General features: G+C 65.8%; 20 protein-coding genes. 14 read left to right on the plus strand and 6 right to left on the minus strand.

Annotated features, from left to right (window positions below; translation table 11 throughout):
• On the minus strand, window positions 1–609 hold a 609-nt coding region (locus Q8K49_RS03035), incomplete at its 3' end, for a hypothetical protein (protein ID WP_305303966.1).
• A gap of 401 nt (window positions 610–1,010) precedes the next feature.
• Between Q8K49_RS03035 and Q8K49_RS03040 the strand changes: the two genes are divergently transcribed.
• The 3 genes from Q8K49_RS03040 to cqsA all read left to right on the plus strand — a co-directional run bounded on the left by Q8K49_RS03040 (window position 1,011) and on the right by cqsA (window position 5,374).
• A complete protein-coding gene (locus tag Q8K49_RS03040; protein ID WP_305303967.1) occupies window positions 1,011–2,132 on the plus strand; it encodes an MBL fold metallo-hydrolase in 1,122 nt (373 codons plus the stop codon).
• Window positions 2,133–2,649: 517 nt separating this feature from the next.
• Entirely contained in the window at window positions 2,650–3,954 is a 1,305-nt protein-coding gene (locus tag Q8K49_RS03045) for an acetylornithine deacetylase/succinyl-diaminopimelate desuccinylase family protein (protein ID WP_305303968.1), read from the plus strand.
• A 154-nt stretch (window positions 3,955–4,108) separates the two neighbouring features.
• On the plus strand, window positions 4,109–5,374 hold the full coding sequence (gene cqsA, locus Q8K49_RS03050) for an alpha-hydroxyketone-type quorum-sensing autoinducer synthase (protein WP_305303969.1): 1,266 nt from the start codon (window positions 4,109–4,111) through the stop codon (window positions 5,372–5,374).
• Here the strand turns inward: cqsA and Q8K49_RS03055 are convergent.
• Both Q8K49_RS03055 and Q8K49_RS03060 read right to left on the minus strand, forming a co-directional pair.
• The gene (locus tag Q8K49_RS03055; protein ID WP_305303970.1) at window positions 5,371–6,348 is read right to left on the minus strand and encodes a hypothetical protein; all 978 of its coding nucleotides are present in this window, start codon (window positions 6,346–6,348) and stop codon (window positions 5,371–5,373) included. The genes cqsA and Q8K49_RS03055 overlap by 4 nt on opposite strands.
• Window positions 6,349–6,366: 18 nt before the next feature.
• Window positions 6,367–7,683, minus strand: coding sequence for a sensor histidine kinase KdpD (locus Q8K49_RS03060; protein WP_305303971.1), 1,317 nt, complete (start codon window positions 7,681–7,683; stop codon window positions 6,367–6,369).
• Between the two features lie 90 nt (window positions 7,684–7,773).
• Between Q8K49_RS03060 and Q8K49_RS03065 the strand changes: the two genes are divergently transcribed.
• From Q8K49_RS03065 to Q8K49_RS03100, 8 genes are all read left to right on the plus strand, one after another.
• Window positions 7,774–8,439: a LuxR C-terminal-related transcriptional regulator gene (locus Q8K49_RS03065; protein WP_305303973.1), complete on the plus strand. Its 666-nt coding sequence runs from the start codon at window positions 7,774–7,776 to the stop codon at window positions 8,437–8,439.
• Window positions 8,440–8,728: 289 nt separating this feature from the next.
• A complete protein-coding gene (locus Q8K49_RS03070; RefSeq protein WP_305303974.1) occupies window positions 8,729–10,312 on the plus strand; it encodes an ABC transporter substrate-binding protein in 1,584 nt (527 codons plus the stop codon).
• A gap of 141 nt (window positions 10,313–10,453) precedes the next feature.
• The gene (locus Q8K49_RS03075; protein WP_305303975.1) at window positions 10,454–11,407 is read left to right on the plus strand and encodes an ABC transporter permease; all 954 of its coding nucleotides are present in this window, start codon (window positions 10,454–10,456) and stop codon (window positions 11,405–11,407) included.
• Entirely contained in the window at window positions 11,407–12,294 is an 888-nt protein-coding gene (locus Q8K49_RS03080) for an ABC transporter permease (RefSeq protein ID WP_305303977.1), read from the plus strand. The genes Q8K49_RS03075 and Q8K49_RS03080 overlap by 1 nt, the downstream gene beginning before the upstream one ends.
• Complete coding sequence (locus tag Q8K49_RS03085; protein ID WP_305303978.1) at window positions 12,291–13,937, plus strand: ABC transporter ATP-binding protein; 1,647 nt, start codon at window positions 12,291–12,293, stop codon at window positions 13,935–13,937. Before Q8K49_RS03080 ends, Q8K49_RS03085 begins: the two co-directional genes overlap by 4 nt.
• Window positions 13,934–15,433, plus strand: a complete 1,500-nt coding sequence (locus Q8K49_RS03090) for a M81 family metallopeptidase (protein WP_305303980.1) — start codon at window positions 13,934–13,936, stop codon at window positions 15,431–15,433. Before Q8K49_RS03085 ends, Q8K49_RS03090 begins: the two co-directional genes overlap by 4 nt.
• 15 nt (window positions 15,434–15,448) lie before the next feature.
• Complete coding sequence (locus Q8K49_RS03095) at window positions 15,449–16,894, plus strand: amidase (RefSeq protein ID WP_305303982.1); 1,446 nt, start codon at window positions 15,449–15,451, stop codon at window positions 16,892–16,894.
• Window positions 16,895–16,940: 46 nt separating this feature from the next.
• The gene (locus Q8K49_RS03100; RefSeq protein WP_305303983.1) at window positions 16,941–17,714 is read left to right on the plus strand and encodes a type III pantothenate kinase; all 774 of its coding nucleotides are present in this window, start codon (window positions 16,941–16,943) and stop codon (window positions 17,712–17,714) included.
• Between the two features lie 851 nt (window positions 17,715–18,565).
• Here the strand turns inward: Q8K49_RS03100 and Q8K49_RS03105 are convergent.
• Both Q8K49_RS03105 and Q8K49_RS03110 read right to left on the minus strand, forming a co-directional pair.
• The gene (locus Q8K49_RS03105) at window positions 18,566–21,526 is read right to left on the minus strand and encodes a DNA topoisomerase III (protein ID WP_305303984.1); all 2,961 of its coding nucleotides are present in this window, start codon (window positions 21,524–21,526) and stop codon (window positions 18,566–18,568) included.
• Entirely contained in the window at window positions 21,523–22,047 is a 525-nt protein-coding gene (locus tag Q8K49_RS03110; protein ID WP_305303986.1) for a TlpA disulfide reductase family protein, read from the minus strand. The genes Q8K49_RS03105 and Q8K49_RS03110 overlap by 4 nt, the downstream gene beginning before the upstream one ends.
• On the opposite strand from Q8K49_RS03110, the gene Q8K49_RS03115 reads away from it, so the two are divergent.
• Genes Q8K49_RS03115 through Q8K49_RS03125 form a run of 3 tightly spaced genes read left to right on the plus strand, consistent with a single transcriptional unit; the run spans window position 22,040 to window position 24,418 of the window.
• Complete coding sequence (locus tag Q8K49_RS03115) at window positions 22,040–22,858, plus strand: SET domain-containing protein (RefSeq protein WP_305303987.1); 819 nt, start codon at window positions 22,040–22,042, stop codon at window positions 22,856–22,858. The two genes, Q8K49_RS03110 and Q8K49_RS03115, sit on opposite strands and share 8 nt — an antisense overlap.
• A 13-nt stretch (window positions 22,859–22,871) precedes the next feature.
• Window positions 22,872–23,741, plus strand: coding sequence for a biotin--[acetyl-CoA-carboxylase] ligase (locus Q8K49_RS03120; RefSeq protein WP_305303988.1), 870 nt, complete (start codon window positions 22,872–22,874; stop codon window positions 23,739–23,741).
• A complete protein-coding gene (locus tag Q8K49_RS03125) occupies window positions 23,735–24,418 on the plus strand; it encodes a hypothetical protein (protein ID WP_305303990.1) in 684 nt (227 codons plus the stop codon). Before Q8K49_RS03120 ends, Q8K49_RS03125 begins: the two co-directional genes overlap by 7 nt.
• Window positions 24,419–24,535: 117 nt before the next feature.
• Here Q8K49_RS03125 and Q8K49_RS03130 read toward each other — a convergent pair whose 3' ends face one another.
• Window positions 24,536–25,315 (minus strand): alpha/beta hydrolase, encoded by a 780-nt coding sequence (locus Q8K49_RS03130; protein ID WP_305303992.1) that lies wholly within the window; start codon window positions 25,313–25,315, stop codon window positions 24,536–24,538.
• Window positions 25,316–25,515: the final 200 nt, after the last annotated feature.

A 25,515-nucleotide genomic window follows, 5' to 3' on the forward strand; every position in this document is an offset into this window, starting at 1 on the left:
CAGCGGGTTCACTGCAGCGCCCATGTCGGTGTACATGTCGACGGCCAGGCCCACGGTACGGAACTTCGTGCCCTTGACGTCTTCGACCTTGGAAATGGGTTTCTTGAACCAGCCGAACGGCTGGGTCGGCATGGGGCCATACAGGTAGGACACCACGTCCATGTTGATCGACTTGTAGATCTCTTCCAGCAGGGCCTTGCCGCCGCCATAGTTGTGCCAGGCCAGCAGCATGTTGGGGTCCATGCCGAAGGACGGGCCGGAACCCCACAGCGCGAGCGCCGAATTCTTGCCGTAGTGGTAAGCCACCACGCCGTGGCCGCCGTCCAGCGTGCCCTTGTTGACGGCTTCGAGCAGCTGGAACGCAGGAACCACAGCGCCTGCAGGCAGCACTTCGATTTTCAGCTTGCCGCTCGCCATGTCATTGACTTTTTTCGCGAAATCGGACGCGTACTCGTGAAAGATGTCTTTCGATGGCCAGGTGCTCTGGAAGCGCAGAGTGGTGGCCGTCTGGGCAGTGGCCAGCATCGGGGCGGACATGGCGCCTGCGCCGGCTGCGACTGCAGCGCCCTTGAGCAGGCTGCGGCGGCGGGGGGTCTTGATATCGGTCATGATTTGTCTCCTGGTGTGAAAAAACGTTAGCAAGCTATCTTTCTCCATTGAGGCTTGGCATGAAAGAGGGTTTTTACCAACGGGGCGCTGGCGATTGCATCTAATTGGGGTGAAACTGTTTATCGGTGGCGTGGGCTCGCCCGGGCTGTCAGCTTTTCGTCAAGGTTTGACAGCGGCAGCGCCTGTCGCCGCGCAACTCTGGTGCGGTCGCTGCGTGGCCTGCAGGTTTACGGCATGTTTGGCCTTCAGCCCATGGGGGGAAAGCGCAGCCAGCTATAAAAACAATAGCATGGGAAGCGACCACGCTTGCCGCAGCGCGCGCCGCAATGTCGCGGGCAGGGCCTGCTGCCACCGGCCTAAACTTGCATGCGCCCCGTCTCACCTGCCAACCTGGAATTGTCATGAAACCGCTGCAACTTTTTGATCCCGCATCCAGCACCTACAGCTACCTGTTGTTTGACGCTGCCACGCGCGAGGCGCTGTTCATCGATCCGGTGGACAGCCAGCTCGAACGAGACCTGGCGCTGCTTCGCGACTATGCCCTGACCCTGGTGTGGACCGTGGAAACCCATGCGCATGCCGACCACATCACCAGCGCGGGACAACTGGTCGAACACACCGGCGCCCGGAGTGCCGCGCCGGAAGGCTGCGGCATCATGACCGCCGCCAGCCAGCTTGGCGACGGTGATGTGCTGCGCTTCGGCAGCGAGCAGGTCCGCGTCATCCATACGCCCGGCCACACCGCGGGCAGTGTGAGCTACCTGTGGCGCCAGCACGTGTTCACCGGCGACACGCTGCTGATCAATGGTTGCGGCCGCACCGATTTCCAGTCGGGCAGCGCCGAGGCGCTGTATCGCAGCATCACGCAGCGGCTGTTCAGCCTGCCGGATGACACCGTGGTCTGGCCGGGCCACGACTACCAGGGCCGCACCCATTCCACGATTGCTGCCGAGAAGGCCGGCAACACGCGTATTGCCGGCAAAAGCCTGGCGGAGTTCGTGGCCACCATGACCCAGCTCAAGTTGCCGCGGCCGGCCCGCATGGACGAAGCGCTGCCTGCGAACCAGAACTCGGGCCTGGGTGTGGGCCGCCAGGACGCCGACGGCGCGGCATTGCTGGACGTCCAGCCTGCCGAGGGTTATGCCGGCAATGTGTCGCCCGAGCTGGCGAACCAGTGGTGGCAGGACGGCGAGGCGGTGCTGATCGACGTGCGCACCGATGCCGAGCGGGAATGGGTCGGCTTTGTGCCGGGCGCGGTCGCGCTGGCCTGGAAACAATGGCCGGGCATGGCGCTGAATCCGCAGTTCGACGAAGCGCTGAAGGCTGCGGTGCCGGCCGGTGGCAAGGCTGTGATGTTGTGCCGCAGCGGGGTGCGCTCGATTGCCGCGGCAAAACGCGCGGCCGAGCTGGGCCTGGAGGCCTACAACATCCTCGAGGGTTTTGAGGGTGACCCGGACGACCAGGCGCACCGCGGCGCGCGCGGCGGCTGGCGCTTTCGCGGGCTGCCGTGGCGGCAGAATTAGAGCCCCCACGTTCGCGCACTGCGTGTCGCTCTCTGCCCCCCGAGGGGGCGCATTTTCCCTTGGGGCGGCCCGGCGGGAAACTGGAGCCCCCACGTTCGCGCACTGCGTGTCGCTCTCTGCCCCCCGAGGGGGCGCATTTCCCTTGGGGCGGCCCGGCGGGAAACTGGAGCCCCCACGTTCGCGCACTGCGTGTCGCTCTCTGCCCCCCGAGGGGGGCGCATTTTCCCTTGGGGCGGCCCGGCGGGAAAACTGGAGCCCCCACGTTCGCGCACTGCGTGTCGCTCTCTGCACCTTGCAGGCCGCCGCTCGCCGGATGCTTCGCTTCCGGCCCCTGCTTGACAAGAGATGCCCCCCCAGTTCGCTTCCTTTTTCTCCGTTCGTCCTGAGCTTGTCAAAGGATGCTCCCCGGGGCGGCGCTGCGCCTGCGGGGCCGCGGCCCCTGCCTGAAAAATACAATCCCCGGCCGCGCATCGACGTGCCCTGAGACAGCGAAGCCCGGTTCACATAAACTGAAGTCATGAACCACGACAGCCTGCTCAAACGCATCGAATCCAAACGCGACGAGGTGGTGGCCCTCACGCAAGACCTGGTGCGCATCCCGACGACCAATCCGCCCGGTGACGCCTACGAAGCCTGTGCCCGCCTGCTGGGCGAGCGGCTGGCAAAACGCGGCTTTGCGGTGGAATACATACGCGCCAATGGCGCGCCGGGCGACCGCGATTCACATCCGCGCATCAATGTCGTGGCGCGTTACGACGGTCAGCCCGGCGGCGAGTGTGTGCATTTCAACAGCCACATCGATGTCGTCGAGGCCGGCTCCGGCTGGACCACCGCGCCCTTCGGCGGCGAGGTCCGGGACGGCAAGGTGTATGGCCGCGGCACCTGCGACATGAAAGGCGGGCTGGCCTCCAGCGTGATCGCCTGCGAGGCGATTCTCGAGGAAGGCCTGCCGTTTGCCGGCGCGCTGGAAATTTCGGGCACGGTGGACGAGGAGTCGGGCGGGTTTGCCGGCGTGGGCTACCTCGCCGAGCGCGGCTATTTCACGAAACCGCGCGTACACCATGTGATCATCCCGGAGCCGCTGGGCGTGGACCGCATCTGCCTGGGCCACCGCGGCGTCTGGTGGGGCGAAGTCGAAACCCGGGGCCGCATCGCCCATGGCTCCATGCCCTTTCTGGGCGACAGCGCGATCAACCACATGAGCGCCTTCATTCACCTGCTGGAAACACAGCTGCAGCCGCGCCTGTCGCAGCGCCACACGGCCGAACCGGTGGAGCCGCCCGGCGCGCGGGTCAGCACGCTGAACATCAACAGCCTGCATGGCGGCCAGGTCGAGCAGATGTTCTCCATGGATGCGCTGAACCGGCCGACCGGCGACCTGCCTTCGCCGGTGGTGGCGCATTCCTGCCGCGCGGTGCTGGACCGGCGCTTCATCGCCGAGGAAAACCTCGATGCGGTCAAGGCAGAAATCGTGGCCATGCTCGACGAGCTCAAGCGCAGCCGCCCGGGCTTCGACTACGGCGTGCGCGACATCATGAGTTTTGTGCCGACGGCCACACCCAGGGACGCGCCGGTGGTGCTGGCCACCGCGCGTGCGATCGCCCGCGTGCTGGGCCGCGAGGCCAGCTACATTTCCAGCCCGGGCACCTACGACCAGAAGCACATCGTGCGCACCGGCAAGCTCGATGCCTGTATCGCCTACGGCCCCGGCATTCTCGATCTGGCGCATCAGCCCGATGAATATGTGGGCATCCAGGAACTGGTCGACAGCGCAAAAATCATGGCGCTGGCGGCATTGAGCCTGACCGGCAGTCGACCATAAGCACTGCCGGGGTAATACGAAAGGTATTGGTTCTGGGGCCTTTGGGCAAGCGTGAAATATTTTGCTAAAACACCCCTGTCAATATTGACAGGGGTCGTGCCTGTGAATTTGTCAATTTCATTTTCAATGGTGTTACTTTTTCACAAGGTGCACCATGCAACTCGAATTTCCCGAGCGAATTTCTTCGCAAACCGTTACAAAAACCGCAGTTAATCCCGCACTCTCCAGTCATCTGCGGGAACGCATACGCCGCGAGTTCCTGCCGCGTTGGGAGCAACAGGTCGGAGGGCGCTTCATCCTGCATGGCCGGACCCCGGGTCCGGATGCGGTGCGCCTGGACGGCAACGACTACCTCAGCGTGACCGGCCATCCGGACATCGTCGGTGCCCAGGTCGCGGCCCTGCGGCACGACCGGGAGTTCGTGATCCAGTCAGGGGTGTTTGTGCACGGCGAACACCCGACCCGCGTGCTTGAAAATTCGCTGGCCCGATGGGTCGGCAAGGAAGACGGATTTGTCTGCCAGTCCGGCTACGCTGCCAATGTCGGCCTGCTGCAGTCGATTGCCGACGCGCAGACACCGGTGTACCTGGACACACTCGCGCACACCTCGCTGTGGGAAGGCGCCCACGCCGCGCGGGCGCCCGCCCACGCCTTCCGGCACAACGATCCGGCCAACCTCGAGCGCATGCTGGCGCGTCACGGCCAGGGGGTGGTGGTGGTGGATTCGGTCTACAGCACCACCGGCGCGCTGTGCCCGCTGCGCGAGTTGCTGGATGTCGCCGAGCGGCACGGCTGCATGGTGGTGGTGGACGAGTCCCATTCGCTGGGGACGCACGGTCCCGGGGGGCGCGGCCTGTGCGCGGAACTCGGGGTCACCGACCGGGTGCACTTCATCACGGCCAGCCTGGCCAAGGCCTTTGCGGGGCGCGGCGGCTTCTTCACTGCGCCGGCGGAGTTGCGTTACTACATCCTGAGCTCCAGCTTTCCCAACATCTTCAGCTCCTGCCTGTTGCCGCACGAAATTGCTGGACTGGGCGCCACGCTGGCGGTGATCGGCCAGCGCGATGCGCAGCGCGAGCGCCTGCGCAGCCACACCCGGCGCCTGCGCGCCAGCCTGTCCGACATGGGTTATCCCATCCACCAGGGGACCGAGCAGATCATTTCGCTGGAGGCCGGAACCGAACCCGACACCATGGTGCTGCGCGACCATCTGGAAGAACGGGGCGTGTTCGGCGCGGTGTTTTGTGCGCCCGCCACCAGCCGCAACCGCGCCATGGTGCGGCTGACCTTGCATGCAGCGCTGACCGACGCAGAGCTGAACCATGTGGAGGCGGTGGCGCGCGAGGTCGCGCCGCTGGTCAAACCCTGGGACTGGCCGATCGCCCGGCGCGCGCGCGCCGCGCACGCCGCCCAAGCCTAGTCCTGCACCTTGCGCGGTCCGACCTTTTTAAGCCAATGTTTGTAGCCGGTCCATCCCCGCTCGCTGGCCGCAAGCTCCAAGGGGAAGAGCGCCGCCAGCACCGAACCATCATGGCCCACCGAAAACGCCGGCAGCAGCCGGGGTGGCGTGCTGTGGCCGAGCGCCTGCTGCAGCTCCAGGTCCACCAGGTGGCGGCCCTCCCGGATACCGGCCGCCGCCGCCGGATCGACGCCTTGCGTCTCGGCCAGTTCGGCCAGCTCGGTCAGGCCGGCGGCAGGCTCCAGTTGCAGCCAGCTGACCCCGCCGTCGGCATCCATGCCGAGGACGCCGAAGGGTTGCCCGATCACCACATGCTCCACCCAGTGACTGTCGGCCAGGGCGCTCAGTTGCCGGGCCACCGACGGCACCTGCAGCAGCGCATGTTGCGGTTGGGTCAGCGCGGCACGCCAGGTCTGCGAATGCCGCAGCTGCGGCCGGTCCAGCATGCGCTGCACCACCGAGACCAGGTGTTGCGAAATGTCGGGCGTCTGTTTGGCGATGAACTGGTCGATCAGCCCCCGGTTGAAGGCGCTGACCGCCACATGTTCGTCGGCCTGCCCGGTGAGCAGAATCCGCCCGCCCGGCCAGTCCGTGAGTTCGGACAGGGCCTGCAGGCCGTCCATGCCGGGCATCGCATAGTCGAAAACGCAGACCTGGCTGAGGTCGTAACGCTGGTCCTGCGCGGCCCAGTACTGCAGGATTTGCGGAATCAGCGGGCTGCCCGCGCGCCAGTTGTCGATGATCTCCTGCTGGGCCCAGGCATCGGCCTCCCACAGGGGCGGCTCCTGCTGCAACTGGTTGATGCAGGTCTGGGGCCGCAGGTAGAGCTTGATGTGCCATTGCCGCGGCAACACCATGGCCAGCATTTCGAGATAGTCGGGATCATCATCGAGAAAAACGATGGCGCCGGGGCGGTGAAACAGTGGAAAGCTCATGGGCAATGGACGGGTTGGTCAGGGCCTGAACAGGCCCTCGTGGACAGGCGCCAGTTCGATGATGAAGACGGCGCCGCGGCCGGGTTCGGACTTCACGCGTATGGTTCCGCCGGCCCCCTGCACCACCTGCTGGCAAAAGGCCAGCCCCAGGCCGTGACCGGTGCCGTGGTCGGTGGAGAAAAAGGGCTCGAAGATGCGGGCCTGCAGTTCGGGCGGGATGCCGACACCCTGGTCGGTGACCACGATGCGCCCGGCGCCGTTGAGCACGCCCACTTCGATGCGCAGGTCCCCGGGTTTGGGCGCCGAGCTGACGGCTGCCAGCGAACGGAAGGCGTTTTTCAGCAGGTTGTTGATCACCTGGGCAAACAGCCGGTAGGACGACTCGAAGGAAAAATCCTTGCGCAGCACCAGGGTGACACTCTCGCGCTCGCGCGAGTTGCGGTAGGGGTAGTCCTTGACCACGTTGCGCAGCAGCGCGGCAGCCGACACGGTCTCCCGGTGCATCGGCAGGCGCAGCAGGCTGGCATTGGCGATCTGCGTGTCGATTTGCTGGTTCATGTTGCGCACCAGGCCGTGCAGACGCACCACCAGCTGGTCCAGCCGCTGCGCGCCATCGGCTTCCCTGCCGGCCTGGTTCTCGTTGCGCAGGGCGTCGCCGATCAGCGAGATGGTGGCCAGCGGGGTACGCAATTCGTGGGCCATGATTCCCATGGTGGTCAGCGTGTACTGCAGGTGCTCGCGCCGCAGGTTGGCCGACGACAGGCCCAGCAGCAGGGCACTGGACCAGCAGAAAGTGATGACCACCGCGTTGATGGTCCATTGCTGCGGGTCCATGGGGGCCACCGTCGGCCCGAACAGATGGAACAGTGTCCCGGCCAGCAACACGCCGGTGACCGAGCCCAGCGTGGCGACCCGCCAGTCGGTCAGGTGGTAATAAATCAGCAGCATCGCGCAAAAGCTGGCGAGCCAGACCGTGTTGCCGCTGTTGCAGAGATACATCCAGCTGAAAAACAAGGGCAGCTGCAGCCAGGTCACCAGGGTGAAGACGCGGGCCGAGAGTTTGCTGGACGGGTCGTTGGCGATGCTCTCGGAGATCAGCAGCAAGCCCAGGGCGCCCATCACCGCGCGCAGGCCGGGGTGCTCGTAGGGCTGGGGCAACCAGTGGCCCCAGATCCAGCCGAACAGCGGATGGCCCACCAGCGTGAACAGCCCGAGCCAGCGCAAACGCCAGGGCGATGGGTGCAAAATAAGCACCATCTGCTCCTGCAGTTCGGCCCTGATCCGCGCCGACAGGCGACCCGACAGGCCCGAGTAACGCCAGGCCGCGCCAATCATCCGCTTGATCCTGGCAGGTACTCCGGAGGTCATGAATAGGTCTTGGAACATCGCTCGACACATTGTCACAGTTCTGGAGAAAAACCGAATATGCCATCACCTGTCAACTTTGACAGTATTACGCTGGACAGCATGCTGGCAGACTGGATTTCCGCCTTGCGTGAATATGCGGTCGAGGCGGTGGTGGTGCTCGGCCCCGACCCCTTCGGGCAGCGCCAGGACCGGGTGGTCGCAGCGGTTCACCCCCCGCGCCTGCGCGAACCTGCCTCGGCGCTGGCCGAAAGCCAGGATTTTGGTGCGCCGTGGCGCGAATCCGACGCGCCGCTGGTGGCCTGGCAGCACATTGCCAACTCGGACGCTGGTGGCGACCGCTGGCGACTGTTGTGGCTGGCCCACGGTTTCCAGAGTGTGGTCCGGGTCGAGTTCCCCCTGCCGTCCGGCCGCGCCTTTGAATGTTTCATGTTCAGTCCGCGCCAGTTTCATGACCGCGCCGAGGCCGCGGCGCTGGTCTGGTCAGCGCTGAACATCTGGCCGCTGTTCAAACGCACCATGGCTGCCGCCGGCAGCCCGCTGAGTCCGCGAGAAAGCGAATGCCTGGCGCTGGCCTTCGAGGGGCTCACGGCGCGCCAGACCGGCGAGCGCCTGCGCTGCACCGAACGCACCGTCAATTACCACATGGCCAATGCCATGGCCAAGCTCCGGGTGGACAACAAGATGTCGGCGATCCAGCGGGCTTGCTGGCTCGGTGTGATCTAGGGAAGCGCTGAACAAGCCCGCTGCGGCGCGCGATCATCCGGGTTCGGGCGGTCTGCTGCGTTGAATTTCTTGCCAATAGGTGGCTATTGGCTGCGAAATCCGCCTTGCATCCCATCCCGATCCGGCTGCCGCACATCCGCAGGGACCTGTCCAGCGCTTCCCGGCGCCTTGGGTATCCAGTGTTTCCCTGTGGCTTGAATATTGCGTATGCACTATGGTTACATTACGCAAACAGCCCGGGAGATCCCGGCCCGGCTGTTCCAACCCTTGTTTCTAAGGAAAATTCGTCATGAAACGTCGCTCTCTTGTAGCCCTGGCCACTTCCGCCGCGCTGGTGTCCTCATTGATGCTGCCTGCCGCGGCACAGGCCCAGGCCAAAACCCTGAAAGTGGTGCCGCACTCCAATATCACCATCCTGGATCCGGTCTGGACCACGGCCTTCGTGACGCGCAACCACGGCTACATGATTTACGACACCCTGTTCGGCACCGACCTGGAAGGCAAGGTCAAGCCGCAGATGGTGGACACCTATTCGGCGTCGAAGGACAACAAGGTCTGGACCTTCACCCTGCGTGACGGGCTGGAATTCCATGATGGCAAACCGGTCACCAGCGAGGACGTGGTGGCCTCGCTCAAGCGCTGGGCCAGCCGCGACAGTTTCGGCGGCGTCATGGCCAAGAGCCTGGCGAGTTATGAAACGCCGAATGCGAAAACCTTCATCATCAAGTTCAACCAGCCGTTTGGCGTGATGCTGGAGGCGCTCGGCAAACCGTCGTCGAACGTGCCTTTCATCATGCCGGCGCGCATCGCCGCCACCCCGGGCAGCGAGCAGATCAAGGAGAACATCGGCTCGGGTCCGTACAAGTTTGTCACGGCGGAATACAAGCCCGGCGAGAAGCTGGTGTATGTCAAGAACGACAAGTACAAGCCGCGCAGTGAAGCGCCCAATGGCACCACCGGCGGCAAAAATGTGTACCTGGACCGCGTCGAGTGGATCATCATCCGTGATCCGCAGACCCAGTTCAATGCACTGATCGCCGGCGAGGTGGACATCGTCGAGCAACCGGCTTTCGAGCAGTACGCCTCGCTCAAGGCGGCCAAGGACATCCAGATCGTGGACGCCCAGCCGGCCGGCCTGCAGTACATCTTCCGCTTTAACCACCTGCACGCGCCGTTTGACAACGTGAAGATCCGCCAGGCCGCCATGGTCGCCATGGGCCAGGAAGCCTTCCTGAAAACCCAGGTTGGTGCGCCCGGCATGTACAAGTTCTGCAAGAGCATCTTCCCCTGCGGCACGCCGTATGCCAGCGACAACGCCGGCATTTATACCGGCATGGCCAACCCGGCCAAGGCCAAGCAGATGCTGGCCGAGGCCGGTTACAAGGGCGAGCCGGTGGTGCTGATGCGGCCCACCGACCTGGCCTCGATCGCCAAGCTGCCGCTGGTGGCCAAGCAGCAGCTCGAGGCCGCCGGCTTCAAGGTCGACATGCAGCAGTCGGACTGGTCCACGCTGCTGGCCCGCCGCGCCAAGAAGGATGCACCGGACAAGGGCGGCTGGAATGCCTTCATGACGGCCTGGACCGCTGGCGACATCCAGAACCCGCTGACCATGGCCATGCTCAATGCCACCGGCGACAAGGGCTGGTTCGGCTGGCAGGACGACAAGGTCATCGAGGACCTCAAGGTCAAGTTCGCGCAGGCCGGCACCGAGGCCGAGAAGAAGAAACTCGCCGAGCAACTGCAGTTGCGCGCGATTGAAACCGCCTCGCACGTGCACCTGGGCCAGTACAATAACCCGGCGGCGCTGCGCAGCAACATCTCCGGCCTGGTGCCCGGCGGCGCGCAGGTGTACTGGAACATCAAGAAAAACTAAGCCCGTGGTTTGGTTGAATTGTCATTGCGGGCTTGACCCGCAGTCCAGGCTTGCGCGTCATGGATGCCGGATCAGGGCCTGCCCCGGCCTTGATCCGGGCTCCGGCATGACAATCCAGGTGCTGTCCAGCGACAAGTCCGCATGCTGAGATTCCTGCTGCAACGCCTGCTGGCGACCATTCCGGTGCTGCTGGTGGTGGCCATCGTCGTGTTCCTGATCCTGCGGCTCACGCCGGGTGACCCGGCGGCCGTGATCGCCGGCAACAACTCGACCAACGAGGACATCGAAAAAATCCGGGAGACCCTGGGCCTGAGCAAGCCGCTGCTGGTCCAGTTCTGGATCTGGATCAGCGGTGTGGTGCAGGGCGACCTCGGTTATTCCTTTTACCTGAACCGGCCTGTCACCGAACTGATCGTGCAGCGGCTGGAGCCGACCTTGAGCCTCGCAGCCGGCACCCTGGTGCTGGCGGTGCTGGTGGCCGTGCCGCTGGGCACCATCGCCGCCTGGCGCATGGGGGGCTGGCTGGACCGTGTGTTGTCTGGGTTTTCGGTGGCCGGGTTTTCGATTCCGGTGTTTGTCACCGGCTACCTGCTGATCTACGTGTTTGCCGTGCAGCTCGACTGGTTTCCGGTGCAGGGTTACCGGCGCCTGTTCGGCAGCGATGGCAACGGCATCTGGGCCTGGGCGCGCCAGCTGGTGCTGCCCTGGGTCACGCTGGCCATGATTTACGTGGCGCTGATCGCGCGCGTGACGCGCGCCAGCGTGTCCGAGGCGCTCACCGAGGACTACATCCGCACCGCGCGCGCCAAGGGCCTGGCCGAATCCGCGGTGCTGATGCGCCATGCGCTGGCCAACGCGGCGGTCCCCATCGTCACGGTGATCGGCATCGGTGTGGCTTTGCTGATCGGCGGCGTGGTGGTGACCGAGACGGTGTATTCGATTCCCGGCCTCGGTTCGCTGACGGTCGATGCGGTGCTGAACCGTGACTTTCCGGTGATCCAGGGTCTGGTGCTGTTTTTCAGCCTGCTGTATGTGGGCGTCAACCTGCTGGTGGATGTGAGTTACCTGTTTCTCGACCCGAGGATCCGTTACTGATGGGGGCCGGCCGACTTCTCTGGCGCAGGCTTTGGGCCAACACCGCGTTCCGTTTCGGTGCGGGCGTGATCGGCGTGTTGCTGCTGCTGGCCGCACTGGCCCCGGTGTTGGGCACGGTGGACCCGGCGGCCATGGACTCGGCCCACATCAATACCGCGGCCGGTGCGCGCGGCGAGTTTGCGCAGCTTGATGGCACGGCGGTCCAACACACGTTCTGGATGGGCGCCGACAACTTCGGGCGCGACATCTACAGCCGCGTGTTGTATGGCACGCGCACCTCGCTGCTGGTGGCGGCTTTCACCGCCGTGGTGGCGATAGGCGCCGGCGCCTTGCTGGGCATGCTGGCGGGGTACTTCCGCATCGTCGACGCGGTGCTGATGCGTTTCATGGACGGGCTGATGGCCATCCCGGCCATCCTGCTGGCGATTGCGCTGGTGGCCGCGCTGGGCGCGCAACTGTGGACGGTGGTGGTGGCCATCGCGATCCCGGAAATCCCGCGCGTCACCCGTCTGGTGCGCTCCATGGTGCTGACGCTGCGCGAGGAACCCTTCGTGGAGGCCGCGCGCGCGCTGGCGACCCCCACCCCGGTGATCCTGTGGCGGCACATCCTGCCCAACGCCATGGCGCCGCTGATTGTGCAGGGCACTTTTGTCGCCGCATCGGCGGTGCTGACCGAGGCCATCCTGAGTTTTCTGGGCCTCGGGCTGCCGGCCGACATCCCGACCTGGGGCAACATCATGGCCGAGGGCCGCGTGCAGTTCACCCAGTACCCGGGCAATGTGTTGTTCCCGGCGCTGTTCCTGGTGCCCACGGTGCTGGCCATCAACCTGCTGGGCGACGGCTTGCGCGACGTGCTCGATCCGAAGTTTTCAAAGCGCAGCCCATGAACACAGCGGCTGCTCCCATTCTGGTTATCGACAAGCTGCATGTGGCGCTGCCGTCCGGCAGTGACCGTGCCTTCGCGGTGGAGGACATCAGCCTGCGCATCCATGCCGGCCAGACCCTGTGTGTGGTCGGTGAATCCGGTTCCGGAAAATCGGTCATGGCCACCGCGGTGATGGGTTTGCTGGCGCGCGAACTCAAGCCCGGACCGGGCCGCATCGTGCTGCAGGGTGAATCCCTGCTCGATGCCAGCACGCAGCGCCTGCGCGCCCTGCGCGGCCAGGCCATGGGCATGGTGTTCCAGGAGCCGATGACGGCGCTGAACCCGGTGATGAGTTGCGGCGAGCAGATCGACGAGTTGCTCCGCCAGCACACCGACTGGGGCGCGAAGCGGCGCAGCGAAGCGGTGCTGAACATCCTGCAGCGCGTCAAGCTGCCCGAGCCCGAACGCATGATGCGCAGCTTCCCGCACCAGCTCTCGGGCGGCCAGCGCCAGCGCATCGTGATTGCGATGGCGGTGATTCTGCAGCCGGCCCTGCTGATCTGCGACGAGCCGACCACGGCGCTGGATGTCACCACACAAAAGGAAATCCTCAAGCTGATCGAGGAGCTGCAGGCCGACCTGTCGGGCGGCCACCGCTGCGCCGTCTTGTTCATCACGCACGACATGGGGGTGGTGGCCGACATCGCCGACGAGGTGCTGGTGATGAACCAGGGCCGGGCCGTCGAGTACGGCACGCGGGACGAGGTGCTGCGCAACCCCCAGGCCGACTACACCAAGATGCTGCTCGCCGCGGTGCCCGGCATGACGCCGCCGCCGGCGCGGCCGGCGCCGCAGGGCCAGCCGCTGCTGAGCTGCCAGGATGTCAGCAAGACCTATGTCGCGCGCGACTGGCTGGGCCGCCAGCGCCTGACCCACGCCTTGCAATCCGCGTCGGTGGCGGTGTCGGCCGGCGAAACCGTCGGCGTGGTCGGCGAGTCCGGTTCCGGCAAATCGACGCTGGCACGCTGCCTGATCCGCCTGATTGACCCGAGCGCCGGCCAGGTGTTGTGGCGCCCGCCCGGCCAGGAGGCCGACGGCGCGCTGATCGATGTCGCCGGTTTCAGCGAAGGCAAGCTCCGGCCGCTGCGCAGCCAGGTGCAGGTGGTGTTTCAGGACCCGAACCGGTCGCTGAATCCGCGCCGCAAAGTCGGCGATTCCATCATCGAAGGCGCTATTAATTTCGGAGCTACTCACGCTGAAGCGACGGCGCTTGCAGCTCATTTGATGGACAAGGTCCGGTTGCCGGCCGAAGGCCTGCAGCGTTACCCCAGCCAGTTCTCGGGCGGCCAGCGCCAGCGCATCGCGATCGCCCGGGCGCTGGCCTGCCGGCCGCGCGTGCTGGTGGCCGACGAGGCGGTCAGCGCGCTCGACGTCAGCGTGCAGGCGCAGATCCTCGCGCTGCTGCGCGAGATCCAGGCCGAGCTGGGCCTGGGCCTGCTGTTCATCACCCATGACCTGCGTGTGGCCGCCCAGTTGTGCGACCGGGTCATCGTGATGCACCAGGGAAAAATTGTCGAAGAAGGGCCGACCGCCCGGCTGTATGCCCACCCCCAACATGACTACACGCGCCGGCTGCTGGCCGCCGCACCCGGAGCTGCTTTTTGAAAATCCTTGTCGCCGGTTACCAGCACGAAACCAATACCTTTGCGCCCCTGAAAGCCGACTGGGCCGCCTTCACCCGCGGCGATGTGTTTCCGGCCTTCATGCAGGGCCAGGCCATGCTGGACCAGCTCGCCGGCGTGAACCTGCCGGCCGGCGGTTTTATTGCCGCGGCCCAGGCGCGCGGCTGGCAGGTGCTGCCGGGCAGCTGGTGCGGCGCTTCGCCGTCGTCGTATGTGACACAGGAGGCTTTTGAACGCATCAGCAGCGCGGTGCTGGCCGATGTGGCCCAAGGCGGCTTCGACGCCGTTTACCTGGACCTGCACGGCGCCGGCGTGGCGGACCACCTGGCCGATACCGAGGGCGAACTGATCACCCGCATCCGCGCCCTGGTGGGTCCGGACCTGCCGATCGTGGCCAGCCTGGACCTGCACGCCAATGTGACCGAAGCCATGCTGGCGCAGGCCGACGCGCTGGTCGCCTACCGCACCTACCCGCACATCGACATGGCGTCCACCGGTGAGCTGGCGGCCGAACTGCTGGCGCGCCGCGTGGCACTGGGGCGCAAGGAGGCGCTGGCCTTCCGGCGCCTGCCTTTCCTGATTCCGCTGAACGCCCAAAGCACCTGGATGGCGCCCGCGCAGGGGCTTTACGAAGCACTCGCGGCCGCCGATGCGCAGTTTGGCGTGCACCTGAGTTTTTGCATGGGCTTTCCGGCCTCGGACTTCGACGAATGCGGTCCGATGGTCTGGGCGCACGGCGCGCGCGCAGAGCAAGCGCTGGCGCATTTGTATGCGCGCGTGGCCGAACCCACGCAATGGACGCTGGATTTTCTGCCGGCGCAGGACGCGGTCGCGCACGTGCTGGCGCGCGCAGCAGGAATGAGCACACCGCTGGTCATCGCCGACACCCAGGACAACCCCGGCGCCGGCGGCAGCAGCAACACCACCGGCCTGTTGCATGCGCTGCTCGCGCAGGGCGCGGGCCGGCAGTTCCCGGGCCAGGTGGCGCTGGGGCTGATGTTTGATCCATCCGCCGCGCAGGCCGCGTTGGCTGCCGGTGTGGGCGCCAGCGTCTCCCTCAGCCTCGGCCAGGCGGTGGCTACCTTCACCGGCCAGCACAGCGACCCGCCGGTGCAGGGCCGGTTCAAGGTGCGTGCTGTGAGTGATGGCGCGGTGACGCTCAAGGGCCCGATGATGACCGGCATGGCCGCGACGCTCGGGCCCTGCGCCTGCCTGGAGATCGACGGTGTGCTGGTGGCCGTGGCCAGCGGGCAGATGCAGATGCTGGACCGCGAACTGTTCCGCATGGTCGGGATCGAGCCGGAAGCCATGAAAATCATCGTGGTCAAAAGCTCCAACCACTTCCGCGCGGACTTCACGCCGCTGGTGGCCGATGCCAGAACCGACATCCTCGTGGCCAAGGCCGCAGGACCGATGGCGGCCGACCCGGCCGACCTGCCATGGAAAAACCTGCCGGACGCCATGCGCCGCCGGCCCTGATTGCTGGAGTAGCCGATGCCACGATCCGCCCCTCGCACCGACCTTGCCGATTGCACCGCCACCGAACTGCTGCGGCTTTACCAGCGCGGTGAGGCCTCACCGGTGGAAGCCACCCGCGCCGTGCTGGACCGCATCCATGCGCTGAATCCGCAACTCAAGGCCTTCTGCCTGGTGGCCGAGGAGTCCGCCTTGCAGGCCGCCAGGGACAGCGAAGCCCGCTGGCAGAAATTTCTCAGGGGAGGGCCGCACTGCGGTGAACTCGACGGCGTGCCGGTCTCCATCAAGGACCTGATCCTGACGCGCGGCATGCCCACGCTGCGCGGCAGCCACACGGTGGAGGTCAAGCAGCCCTGGGACGTGGACGCGCCGGTCACGGCCCGCTTGCGCGAAGCTGGCGCGGTCATCCTCGGCAAAACCAGCACGCCGGAGTTCGGCTGCAAGGGCGAAACCAACTCACCGCGCACCGGCATCACGCGCAATCCTTGGGACATCGCCAAAACACCGGGTGGCTCCTCGGGTGGGGCGGCCGCCGCCGTCGCCTCCGGCATGGGGCCGCTGGCCGTGGGCACCGACGGCGCCGGCTCGGTGCGCATCCCGGCGGCCTTCTGTGGCAACTTCGGCCTCAAGCCGAGTTTCGGCCGGGTGCCGGCCTATCCGCTGTCGCCCTTTGGTTCGGTCGCTCACCTGGGCCCGCACAGCCGCAGCGTGTCTGATGCGGCGCTGATGATGAACGTGCTCAAAAAGCCCGACGCGCGCGACTGGACCTCGCTGCCCCCGGACAACAGCGACTACCTGCAGGGTCTGGAGGACGGCATACGCGGCCTGCGCATCGCCTGGTCGCCCACCCTGGGTTATGCCAAAAACGTGAACCCTGAGGTGGCGCGTTCGGTGGCGCAGGCGGTGGCCCAGCTGTCGGAACTGGGCGCCCATGTCGAGCAGATCGACCCGGGCTTCGACGATCCGCTGGAAATCACCACCGGCCTGTGGTTTGCGGGTGCCTGGACCGTCTGGAATACACTGTCGCCGGCGCAGCAGGCACTGACCGACCCCGACTTCCGCGCCGAAGCCCTGCTCGGCGAAAAGTTCAGCCTGCTGGATATCCAGCGCCTGCACCTGCAACGCGGCGCGCTGGGTTCGCAGATGCGCCAGTTCATGCAGCGTTTCGACCTGCTGGTCACGCCCAGCGTCGCGGTGCCGGCCTTCGAGGCGCGGCCGGCCGGCCACACACCGATGGACCCGGTCGCCATGCTGGGCTGGACGCCGTTTTCCTATCCTTTCAACCTGACCCAGCAGCCCGCCAGCACCGTGCCCTGCGGCCTGACCAGCGATGGCTTGCCGATCGGCCTGCAGTTTGTCGGCCCCATGTTTGGTGACGCGCTGGTGCTGCGCGCCTCGCGCGCGTACGAGGCGGTGCGTGGCGGCAATGTGGACTTCAGCCGGCCGGTCACGCTGCCCCGCTGATCGCCTCCCGCCGACAGGGATGGATAAGTGTTCATAATCCTGTCACATGACTTTTTTAGCACTTGACGTGGGCAACACCCGCCTGAAGTGGGCCCAGTACGAGGCCCCGGTTGCGGGAGCGCGGGTGCTGGCCCATGGCGCGGTGTTTCTCGAGAACATCGACAAACTCGCCGACGAGGAGTGGAACGAGCTGCCCGCGCCCACGCGCATCCTCGGCTGCATCGTGGCCGGCGACGCGGTCAAGCGCCGCGTGATCGAACAGATGGAGATCTGGGACGTCGCCCCGCGCTGGGTGATTCCGAGTGCCCAGGAAGCCGGCGTGACCAATGGTTATGACCACCCGGCGCGCCTGGGCGCGGACCGCTGGGTCGCGATGATAGGCGCGCGGCAGCGGCTGCTGGCGCGCGGGATCAAAAAGCCCTGCGTGGTGGTGATGGTGGGCACGGCGGTGACTGTCGAGGCCATCGACGCTAGCGGCAAGTTCCTGGGCGGCATCATCCTGCCGGGCCACGGCATCATGCTGCGCGCCCTCGAGTCCGGCACCGCCGGCCTGCATGTGCCGACCGGTGACGTGAAGGACTTCCCGACCAACACCAGCGACGCCCTGACCAGCGGCGGCACGTTTGCCATTGCCGGTGCGGTGCAGCGCATGGTCGAGAACACCACCCGCCACTGCGGCGAGGCGCCCGAATGCATCATGACCGGCGGCGCCGGCTGGAAGATGGGACCGAGCATGTCGGTTCGCTTCGAACTCGTGGAAGGGCTGATTTTTGATGGTTTGCTGGAGATTGCGTCGCGGCGGTTTCCGGTCGAGGTCTGAACCTCGAGAGTTGATCCTCGAGGCCGGTTGGGGCCGGGTCGGATCTGTTTTGGGCTTGCCAGCCCGGGCTTGATCCGGGATCCATGTTGGCGATCCTCCAGTCGTTCGGGTTGAGCCTGTTGAAGCCTGTGCAAGCTTGTGCTTTCTTAGGTCTTCCAACAAGCCGGGTCTCGCCCCGGCGGGCGAGGCACTTTTGGCGAAACCCGCAAAGCGGGTTTTCTTTGCTAGCCAAAGGCGCGTTACACGCGCGGGGTTCGCTCACTTTGCGAAGCAAAGTTAGGCGAACACCAACAGTACCCAAAAGAAAGGCGACCCGATGGTCCGGGTCCTTCCGCTTCGCTCCAGGCAACCTGCGGTGCTCGCCGAAAACGGGGCCGGGCTCGAACTCGCTTCGCTCAGACAATCGCCCGTCCTGATCCGTTTTCGGCTGTGCTCCTCGGCCCGGCCCGACGGGTGGGCGCTGAAATAACAACCCCAATCCGGGGAGGCGATGACGCGCAAAAGCGCGTCATCGCCGGAGTCTGATCCCGTACCCGAATCTGCTCCCGATTCCATCCCCACCCTTCTGTATGCGCCGAGGAGCGGAGGGCCAGACGGATCAGGGATCGCGATTGTTTGAGCCGAAGGCGAGTTCGAGCGAGACCCCGGCTGGACCGAGCACCGCAGGTTTCCCCTCGCAGCGCAAGCGGAGAGGGGACGCAGACAGCAGGGTCGCCTTTCTTTTGGGTACTTTTCTTTGGCGACGCAAAGAAAAGTGCCTCGCCCGCCGGGGCGAGACACGGCTTGCTGGCAAACCGCCGCCCACGGATCATTCGGAACTTCAAGATACCCGGCCCAAGCGGCCTGAGCGCTTATTCCGCCGTCAGATGCTTGCCCACTATCCCAGCCAACTCGAACATCGTCACCTGCGGCTTGCCGAACACGGCGAGCAGCTTGGAATCGGCGTTGATGGCGCGCTTGTTGGCGGCGTCCTGCAAGCCCTCGGCCTTGATGTAGTCCCAGAGCTTCTTGATGACCTGGGTGCGCGCCACCGGTTCGGAACCGATGACGGCGGCCAGGGCGTCGCTGGGTTTCAGGCCGCTGCCGGGTTTGGCCACACGCGGGGTTTTCGGCTTGGCCACCTTGGCGGCCGGTGCCTTTTTGGCGGCGACCTTTTTCGCTGCCACCTTCTTGGCGGCCGGGGCCGCGCCCTTGGCTGCCACGGTTTTGCCGAACGGGGTTTTCACCGTGCCGCTGCGCGGCGGGCCGGCGGTTTTGCGCGGCGGGAATTTCGAGGGCGCAAATTCAAAGTTGACCTTGCCGGCTTCGGCGTCCCAGGCCAGCATGGCCTTGAAAGGGCGGCGCGTGCGCATGGAGACAAACTTGTCGAGCAGATCGGTCTTGCCTTCGGTCAGCAACTTGACCATCTGCTCGCGCTCCACCGGCTGCTGCAGGATCACCTGGCCGGTCTTGAAGTCGCAGCTCGGCGTCGGCTGGGCATTTGTCGGCACCGATTTTTCGCAGACGTAATTCTTGCCGTGTTCGAAGACGCCGGCGCCGCACTTGGGGCAGGCGCCCAGCGACTGCTGGCCGCTGAAGTCGATGATCTCGCCGGTCTCGCCGGCCTTGTCGTCGCCGAAGTCGAACTCGAGCTTGTAGTTCTTCGTTTCTTCGTCGAACTTGATGACCATCTCGGCGGTGAAAGGCCAGCCGGCCTTGGAACGGAAGCCGTCCAGCGGGCCGATCTTCTTGTCGCGCAAAAACTGCTCGACCTCGGCCACCTCGAAGGTCCGGCCGGCCGGTGTCTTGCCGAATGAGAAGCCGCAGCCGTCATCGCCTTTTTTCCCGGTGCAGGTGTAACGCCGGTAGTTCTCCTTGATCACGCCACCGCAGTTCGGGCAGGGCGCGGAGAGTGTGGCGTAGTCGCCGGGAATCGTGTCCTTGTCGTAACCCTTGGCCTTGTCGACCAGGTTTTTGGTCATGGCGGCGATCTCGGCCATGAAGGTGTCGCGGCTGAGCTGGCCGTGTTCCATCTGCGCGAGTTTGTGCTCCCACTCGCCGGTCAGGTCGGCGCGCGAGAGTTCTTCCACGCCGAGGCCGCGCAGCAGGGTCATGAGCTGGAAGGCCTTGGCCGTGGGGATCAGCTCGCGGCCTTCGCGCAGCATGTACTTCTCGTTGATCAGGCCCTCGATGGTGGCCGCGCGCGTGGCCGGTGTGCCCAGGCCTTTTTCCTGCATGGCTTCACGCAGTTCGTCGTCGTCGATGGTCTTGCCGGCGCCTTCCATGGCGCCCAGCAAGGTCGCTTCCGAATAACGCGCCGGCGGCCGCGTCTTCAGGCCTTTGGCCTCGCAGACTTCGGCGCGCACCATCTCGCCCGGCTTGACCGCCACCAGGGTCTTGCTGTCTTTTTCGTCGGTGTTTTCGTCCTCGGCTTCCTTGCCGTAAATCGCCAGCCAGCCCGGCTTGACCAGCACCTTGCCCTCGGTCTTGAAGCTGTGGCCGACGGCCTGCGAAATCCGCGTGGTCACCAGGTACTCGGCGCTCGGGAAAAACACCGCCATGAAGCGGCGCACCACCAGGTCGTACAACTTTTGCTCGGCGTCGCTCAGTCCGCTGGGCGCCTGCAGCGTCGGGATGATCGCGAAGTGATCGCTGACCTTGGCGTTGTCGAAAATGCGTTTGCTGGGCTTGATGTAATTGCCCTTGAGCGCGGTGGCCGCATGCGGCGCCAGGTGTTTCATGGGGCTCGCGGCCAGCATCTCGAAAGTCTGCTTGACCACCGGCACATAGTCTTCGGGCAGGGCGCGCGAATCGGTACGCGGGTAGGTCAGCGCCTTGTGGCGCTCGTACAGGCTTTGCGCGATCGACAGCGTGGTCTTGGCGGAAAAGCCGAACTTGCCGTTGGCCTCGCGCTGCAGCGAGGTCAGGTCAAACAGCAGGCCGGACGCGGTGGTGGACGGCTTGCTTTCTTCCGTCACCGTGGCGGACTTGCCGCGCACGGCGTCGGCAATCGCACGCGCTTCCTTTTCGGACCAGACGCGGTCGGCCTTCAGCTCGGCATCGGGCTCGGCGTTGTCGGCATTGGCCGCGGCCTTCTTCCATTTCGGGTCGAACCACTTGCCCGGGTACTCACCGGCCTCGGCCAGGAAGGTGGCGTGGATTTCCCAGTAGTCGCGGCTGACGAACTTGCGGATTTTTTCCTCGCGCTCGACCACCACCGACAAGGTCGGCGTCTGCACCCGGCCCACCGTCGTCAGGAAAAACCCGCCGTCGCGCGAGTTGAAGGCCGTCATGGCCCGTGTGCCGTTGATGCCGACCATCCAGTCGGCTTCGGAGCGCGAGCGCGCCGCATCGGCCAGGCCCTGCATCTGCTGGTCGCTGCGCAGGCTCTCGAAACCCTCGCGGATCGCCGCCGGCGTCATCGACTGCAGCCACAGGCGCTTGACCGGGTGTTTGCTCTTGGCGTACTGCTGGATCAGGCGGAAGATCAGCTCGCCCTCGCGGCCCGCGTCACAGGCATTGACGAGTGCGCCCACGTCCTTGCGATTGGTCAGCTTGACGATGGCGTTGAGCCGCGTCTTGGTCTTGTCCATGGGCTTGAGGTCGAAGTAGGGCGGGATCACCGGCAGGTTGGCAAAGCTCCACTTGCCGCGCTTGACGTCGAACTCCTCCGGCGCCTGGATCTCGACCAGGTGGCCCACGGCCGAGGTGATCAGCCACTCGTCGCTCTCGAAATATTCGTCGTGCTTTTCAAACTTGCCAGCCGTCGGCGTGATGGCGCGGACGATGTCCTGCGCCACCGAGGGCTTTTCTGCAATCACAAGGGTTTTCATATGTACTTCTTCAAACCTTCAACATCTTCGGGGAACATTTCCCCGGCTTCTGTAAATACGACTTTGCCGCTGCGGCCATCCGGCGCGACCTTCAGCACCACCACCACCGGCAGGCCCGCCGGCTTGGGCAGCACTTTGGCAACTTCAGGGCTCAGCATGCCCGCAGGAAAGCTGTAACCCTTGCTCTTCATATAGTTGGCGGCGGCTTCGGGCTTGCTGTCGATCGACAGGGCCAGCACCTCCAGGCCTTGGGCCCGGTTGGCGCGCCACAAGGCCTCGATATGGGGCGACTGGACCGCACAAAACGGGCACCAGCTGGCCCACCAGTACACCACAAGCGTCTTGCCGCCCACCGCGGCGGGGTTCCAGGCGCGGCCGTCCAGCAGCGTCACGGCCGGCAGCGGCAGGCTGCTGCCGACTTTGGGCAGGGGGCTGCCGGACCCCTGCGCCCAGGCGCGCGCGGCCACGCCCGCGGCGGCCAGCGCAGCCAGGGTTTGAATCAGTTTTCTTCGCTTGAACATCGTCGGGCGGTCTCGGGTCACGGGTGCGCATCACTACAATACGGGCTTCGCGCGTACGCACGCGCGCACCCGCACGTGCGCGCACATGCATGAATTAACCATACCAAAAAATCCCGTCGTGTCAAAAACTCAGGTCTTGCCTTCCCCTTCCAGCCCGTCCACCGGCCCTGCCATCCCCGCCGGCCGCCGCATCCAGACCCGCGTTTCGGGCGTTCACGGCAAGGGCGTGTTCGCGGTGCAGGACCTCGCCGAAGGCGAAGTCCTGATCGAGTACGTCGGCGAAATCATCAACTGGAAGGAAGCGCTGCGCCGGCATCCGCACGACCCCAAGGACCCGAACCACACCTTCTACTTCCACATCGACGAAGAACATGTGATCGACGCCAAACACGGCGGCAATTCCTCGCGCTGGATCAACCACAGCTGCAAGCCGAACTGCGAAGCCGACGAGCAGGACGGACGCGTCTTCATCAAGGCGCTGCGCAACATCCCGGCCGGCGAGGAACTGTTTTACGACTACGGCCTGATCATCGACGCGCCCTACACCAAGAAGCTGCTGGCCGAGTACCCCTGCTGGTGCGGCGCCAAAAACTGCCGCGGCACGCTGCTCGCGCCCAAGGACGACAAGCCGGGCAAAAAGGGCAGGAAGTCGAAAAAGGCGAAAGCCGCGGACAAACCCGCCAAGGACAAAAAGAAAGCCGACAAGGCTGTGAAGCCGAAAAAGGAATTCAAAAAGGAACTCCGCAAAGTCCTCAAGAAATCCGGCAAGGACGGCAAGTCGGCCAAAGCCGCAAAAAACAAAAAGGCCTGAGCCCGCTGCTGCCGTGAGCCCTGCCGCCCCCATCCGCTGGCCCGCCGAAGCCATCTGGGAAGCCGTGGCGCCGGTGCTGCCCGGCTTTACCGTCGAGGTATTGCCCACGGTGGATTCGACCAACACCGAGCTGATGCGGCGCTTCCGTGCCGCCGGTCCCGCCGCTGCCGAGCCGGTGCTGCTGGTGGCCGAACAGCAAAGCGCCGGCCGCGGCCGCATGGGCCGCGCCTGGCAGAGCCGGGCTGGCGACAGCCTGACCTTTTCGCTGGGCATGGCGCTGCAGCCGGCCGACTGGTCCGGCCTGTCGCTGGCCGTCGGCATCAGCATCGCCGAGAGCCTGCAGCCGGCGCTGCCCGCCGCCGGCCAGCCGCGCATCCGCCTGAAATGGCCCAACGACCTGTGGCTGGCCGACGCCCGGGACGAGCGCAAGCTGGCCGGCATCCTGGTCGAAACCGCGAGCTGGGGCGAGCTGCGTTATGTGGTCATCGGCGTGGGCATCAATGTGCGCGCGCTGACGCTGGACCCCACGCCCGTCGCCGCCGGCCAAGCCGCCGCACTGGCACCGGCCGCGCTGCAGGACATCCTGCCCGGCGTGGATGTGGCGCAGGCGCTGGCGCTGGTCGCCGCCCCGCTGGTGCAGGCGGTGCAGGCCTTCGGGCTGTTCGGCTTCGCGCCCTTCCAGGCGCGTTTTGCGGCGCGTGACGCGCTGGCCGGACGCGCCGTGCAGCTGTCCGACGGCACCGAAGGCATGGCCCATGGCGTGGGCGAAAACGGCGCGCTGCTGGTGCATACTGCGGCTGGCATGAAAGAAATCACCAGCTCCGAAGTCAGTGTCCGGCCGCTTGCCCGGCAGGCTTCCCCCGGCAGCGCCCGACCATGCTGAGGCTGGGGGTGCTGCTACTGGTGCTGGCCAACGCCGGCTACTGGGCCTGGTCGCAGGGCCTGCTTGCCGCCTATGGCCTGGCGCCGGCGGTGCAGACCGAGCCGCAACGCCTGGCCACGCAGATCCGTCCCGAGGCGATACGCCTGCTGACGCCGGAAGAAGCCAGAAAAATCGAATCCGGTCCCAGCCGCGTGGCGTCCGCCCCGGAAGCCAGCGAAGCAGCGGCGCCCGAATGCCTGCAGGCCGGCATCTTCAACGAGGAGCAGACCGCCACCCTGCGCAGCGCACTGGACGCCACCCTGCCGCCCGGCACCTGGCAACTCGAAAGCAGCGTCGAGCCGGCGCGCTGGATTGTCTACATGGGCAAATACAGCAACGAGGAAGCGCTGGCCAAAAAACGCGGCGAGTTGCGCCAGCTCGGCGTCGCCTTCCGCCCGGTCACGAATCCGGCGCTGGCACCGGGCCTGGCGCTGGCCAGCTTTCCCGCGCAGGCCGATGCCGAAAAGGAACTCGCACGTATCGCCACCAAGGGCGTGCGCACCGCCCGCGTGACGCAGGAGCGCGCCGAGGTGCGCGGTCAGATCCTCAAGCTGGCCGCCGTGGACGCGGCGCTGCGCACGCAGCTCGATGCCGTCAAGCCGCAGCTCGGCGGCAAGCCCCTGCAGCCCTGCCCTTGAGCCCGGCCGCAGCCGCACTTTATTTGCTCCGTTTTTGATAGCTGCTGACGCTCGCGCCTCAAGGGCTGGGGCCCTGTTTGGTGCATCGCCTGCGGCATCCGGCGAGCCGCGGGAAGGCTACTTCGCCGGCACCGCCTTGACCCAGTCGGCAATGTCTTTCGCCACCGCCGCCTCGATGCCCTGAAACTGATGATGGCCGCCATGACAGGGGTTGCCGTTGTTGGAGCCGCCCTGCGCGGTGATCAGCGCCACCTTGGGCGAGGCGCTCAGCGCGGCGGTCAGGCCCGGCATGGCGTCATACGGCGTGACATAACATGCGTCGTCCTTGTGGTGCACCAGCAGCACCGGCACCTTGACGTCCTGCAGAGGGACCTCGGACACCACATGCGCCATGCCGCGGGTGCGGCCCTCCTGTGTGACGGTGGAGCTCAGCACCAGGCCGTCCGGGCCCTTGTCCTGCAGCCGCGTTGCCGCCGCCGCGGCCGACAGCGACCCGTTGCTGGTGCCCACGGCCCAGACCGGCACGGGCGACTGCTGGCGCAGGAAGGCGATCAGCGCCGCATTGTCCTCGGCATGTGCGGCCGACGCGCGGAAGCCGTCGAGATGGCGGCGGTCCGAAGGCACGTCCGGGATCACCACACTGATGCCGTGCTGCACGAAGTTCTGCCCGCCAGCGGCCAGGAAGCCGCCGTTCCGCATCGAGCCGTTCGGGAAAATGCCGATGTTGCCGGGTCCGCCCTGGAACAGCACCGCGCTGGCCACCGGCTGCGCCGCCTTCAGGTACACAAAACGCAGGGTCACGCCCGGGCGGGTGCTGATCTCCCTGACTTCGGGCTGTACCTGCGCATGGGCGCCCAGGGCGGCGGCCAGCGCCGCGGAAAACAGGGCCGTCCGCAACAGGATTCTTGAACCAGCAACAAACATGGGGTCTCCGCTTCATCGTTGTGCGCCAGTCTAGCGTCCCGGCGTCCGGCTGCATTTTGTAATCCTTTTTTACTCCTTTTATGCTCCTGTTTTTATAGCGTCTGACGCACGGCCAACGCGGGTCGCCAGCCAGTTCGACCTCAATGTGTAGGCCGCGGCTGACAGGCACAGTG

Origin of the sequence: Brevundimonas sp., from assembly GCF_030682035.1 — a bacterium.
In the GTDB taxonomy this organism is placed as follows: domain Bacteria; phylum Pseudomonadota; class Alphaproteobacteria; order Caulobacterales; family Caulobacteraceae; genus Brevundimonas.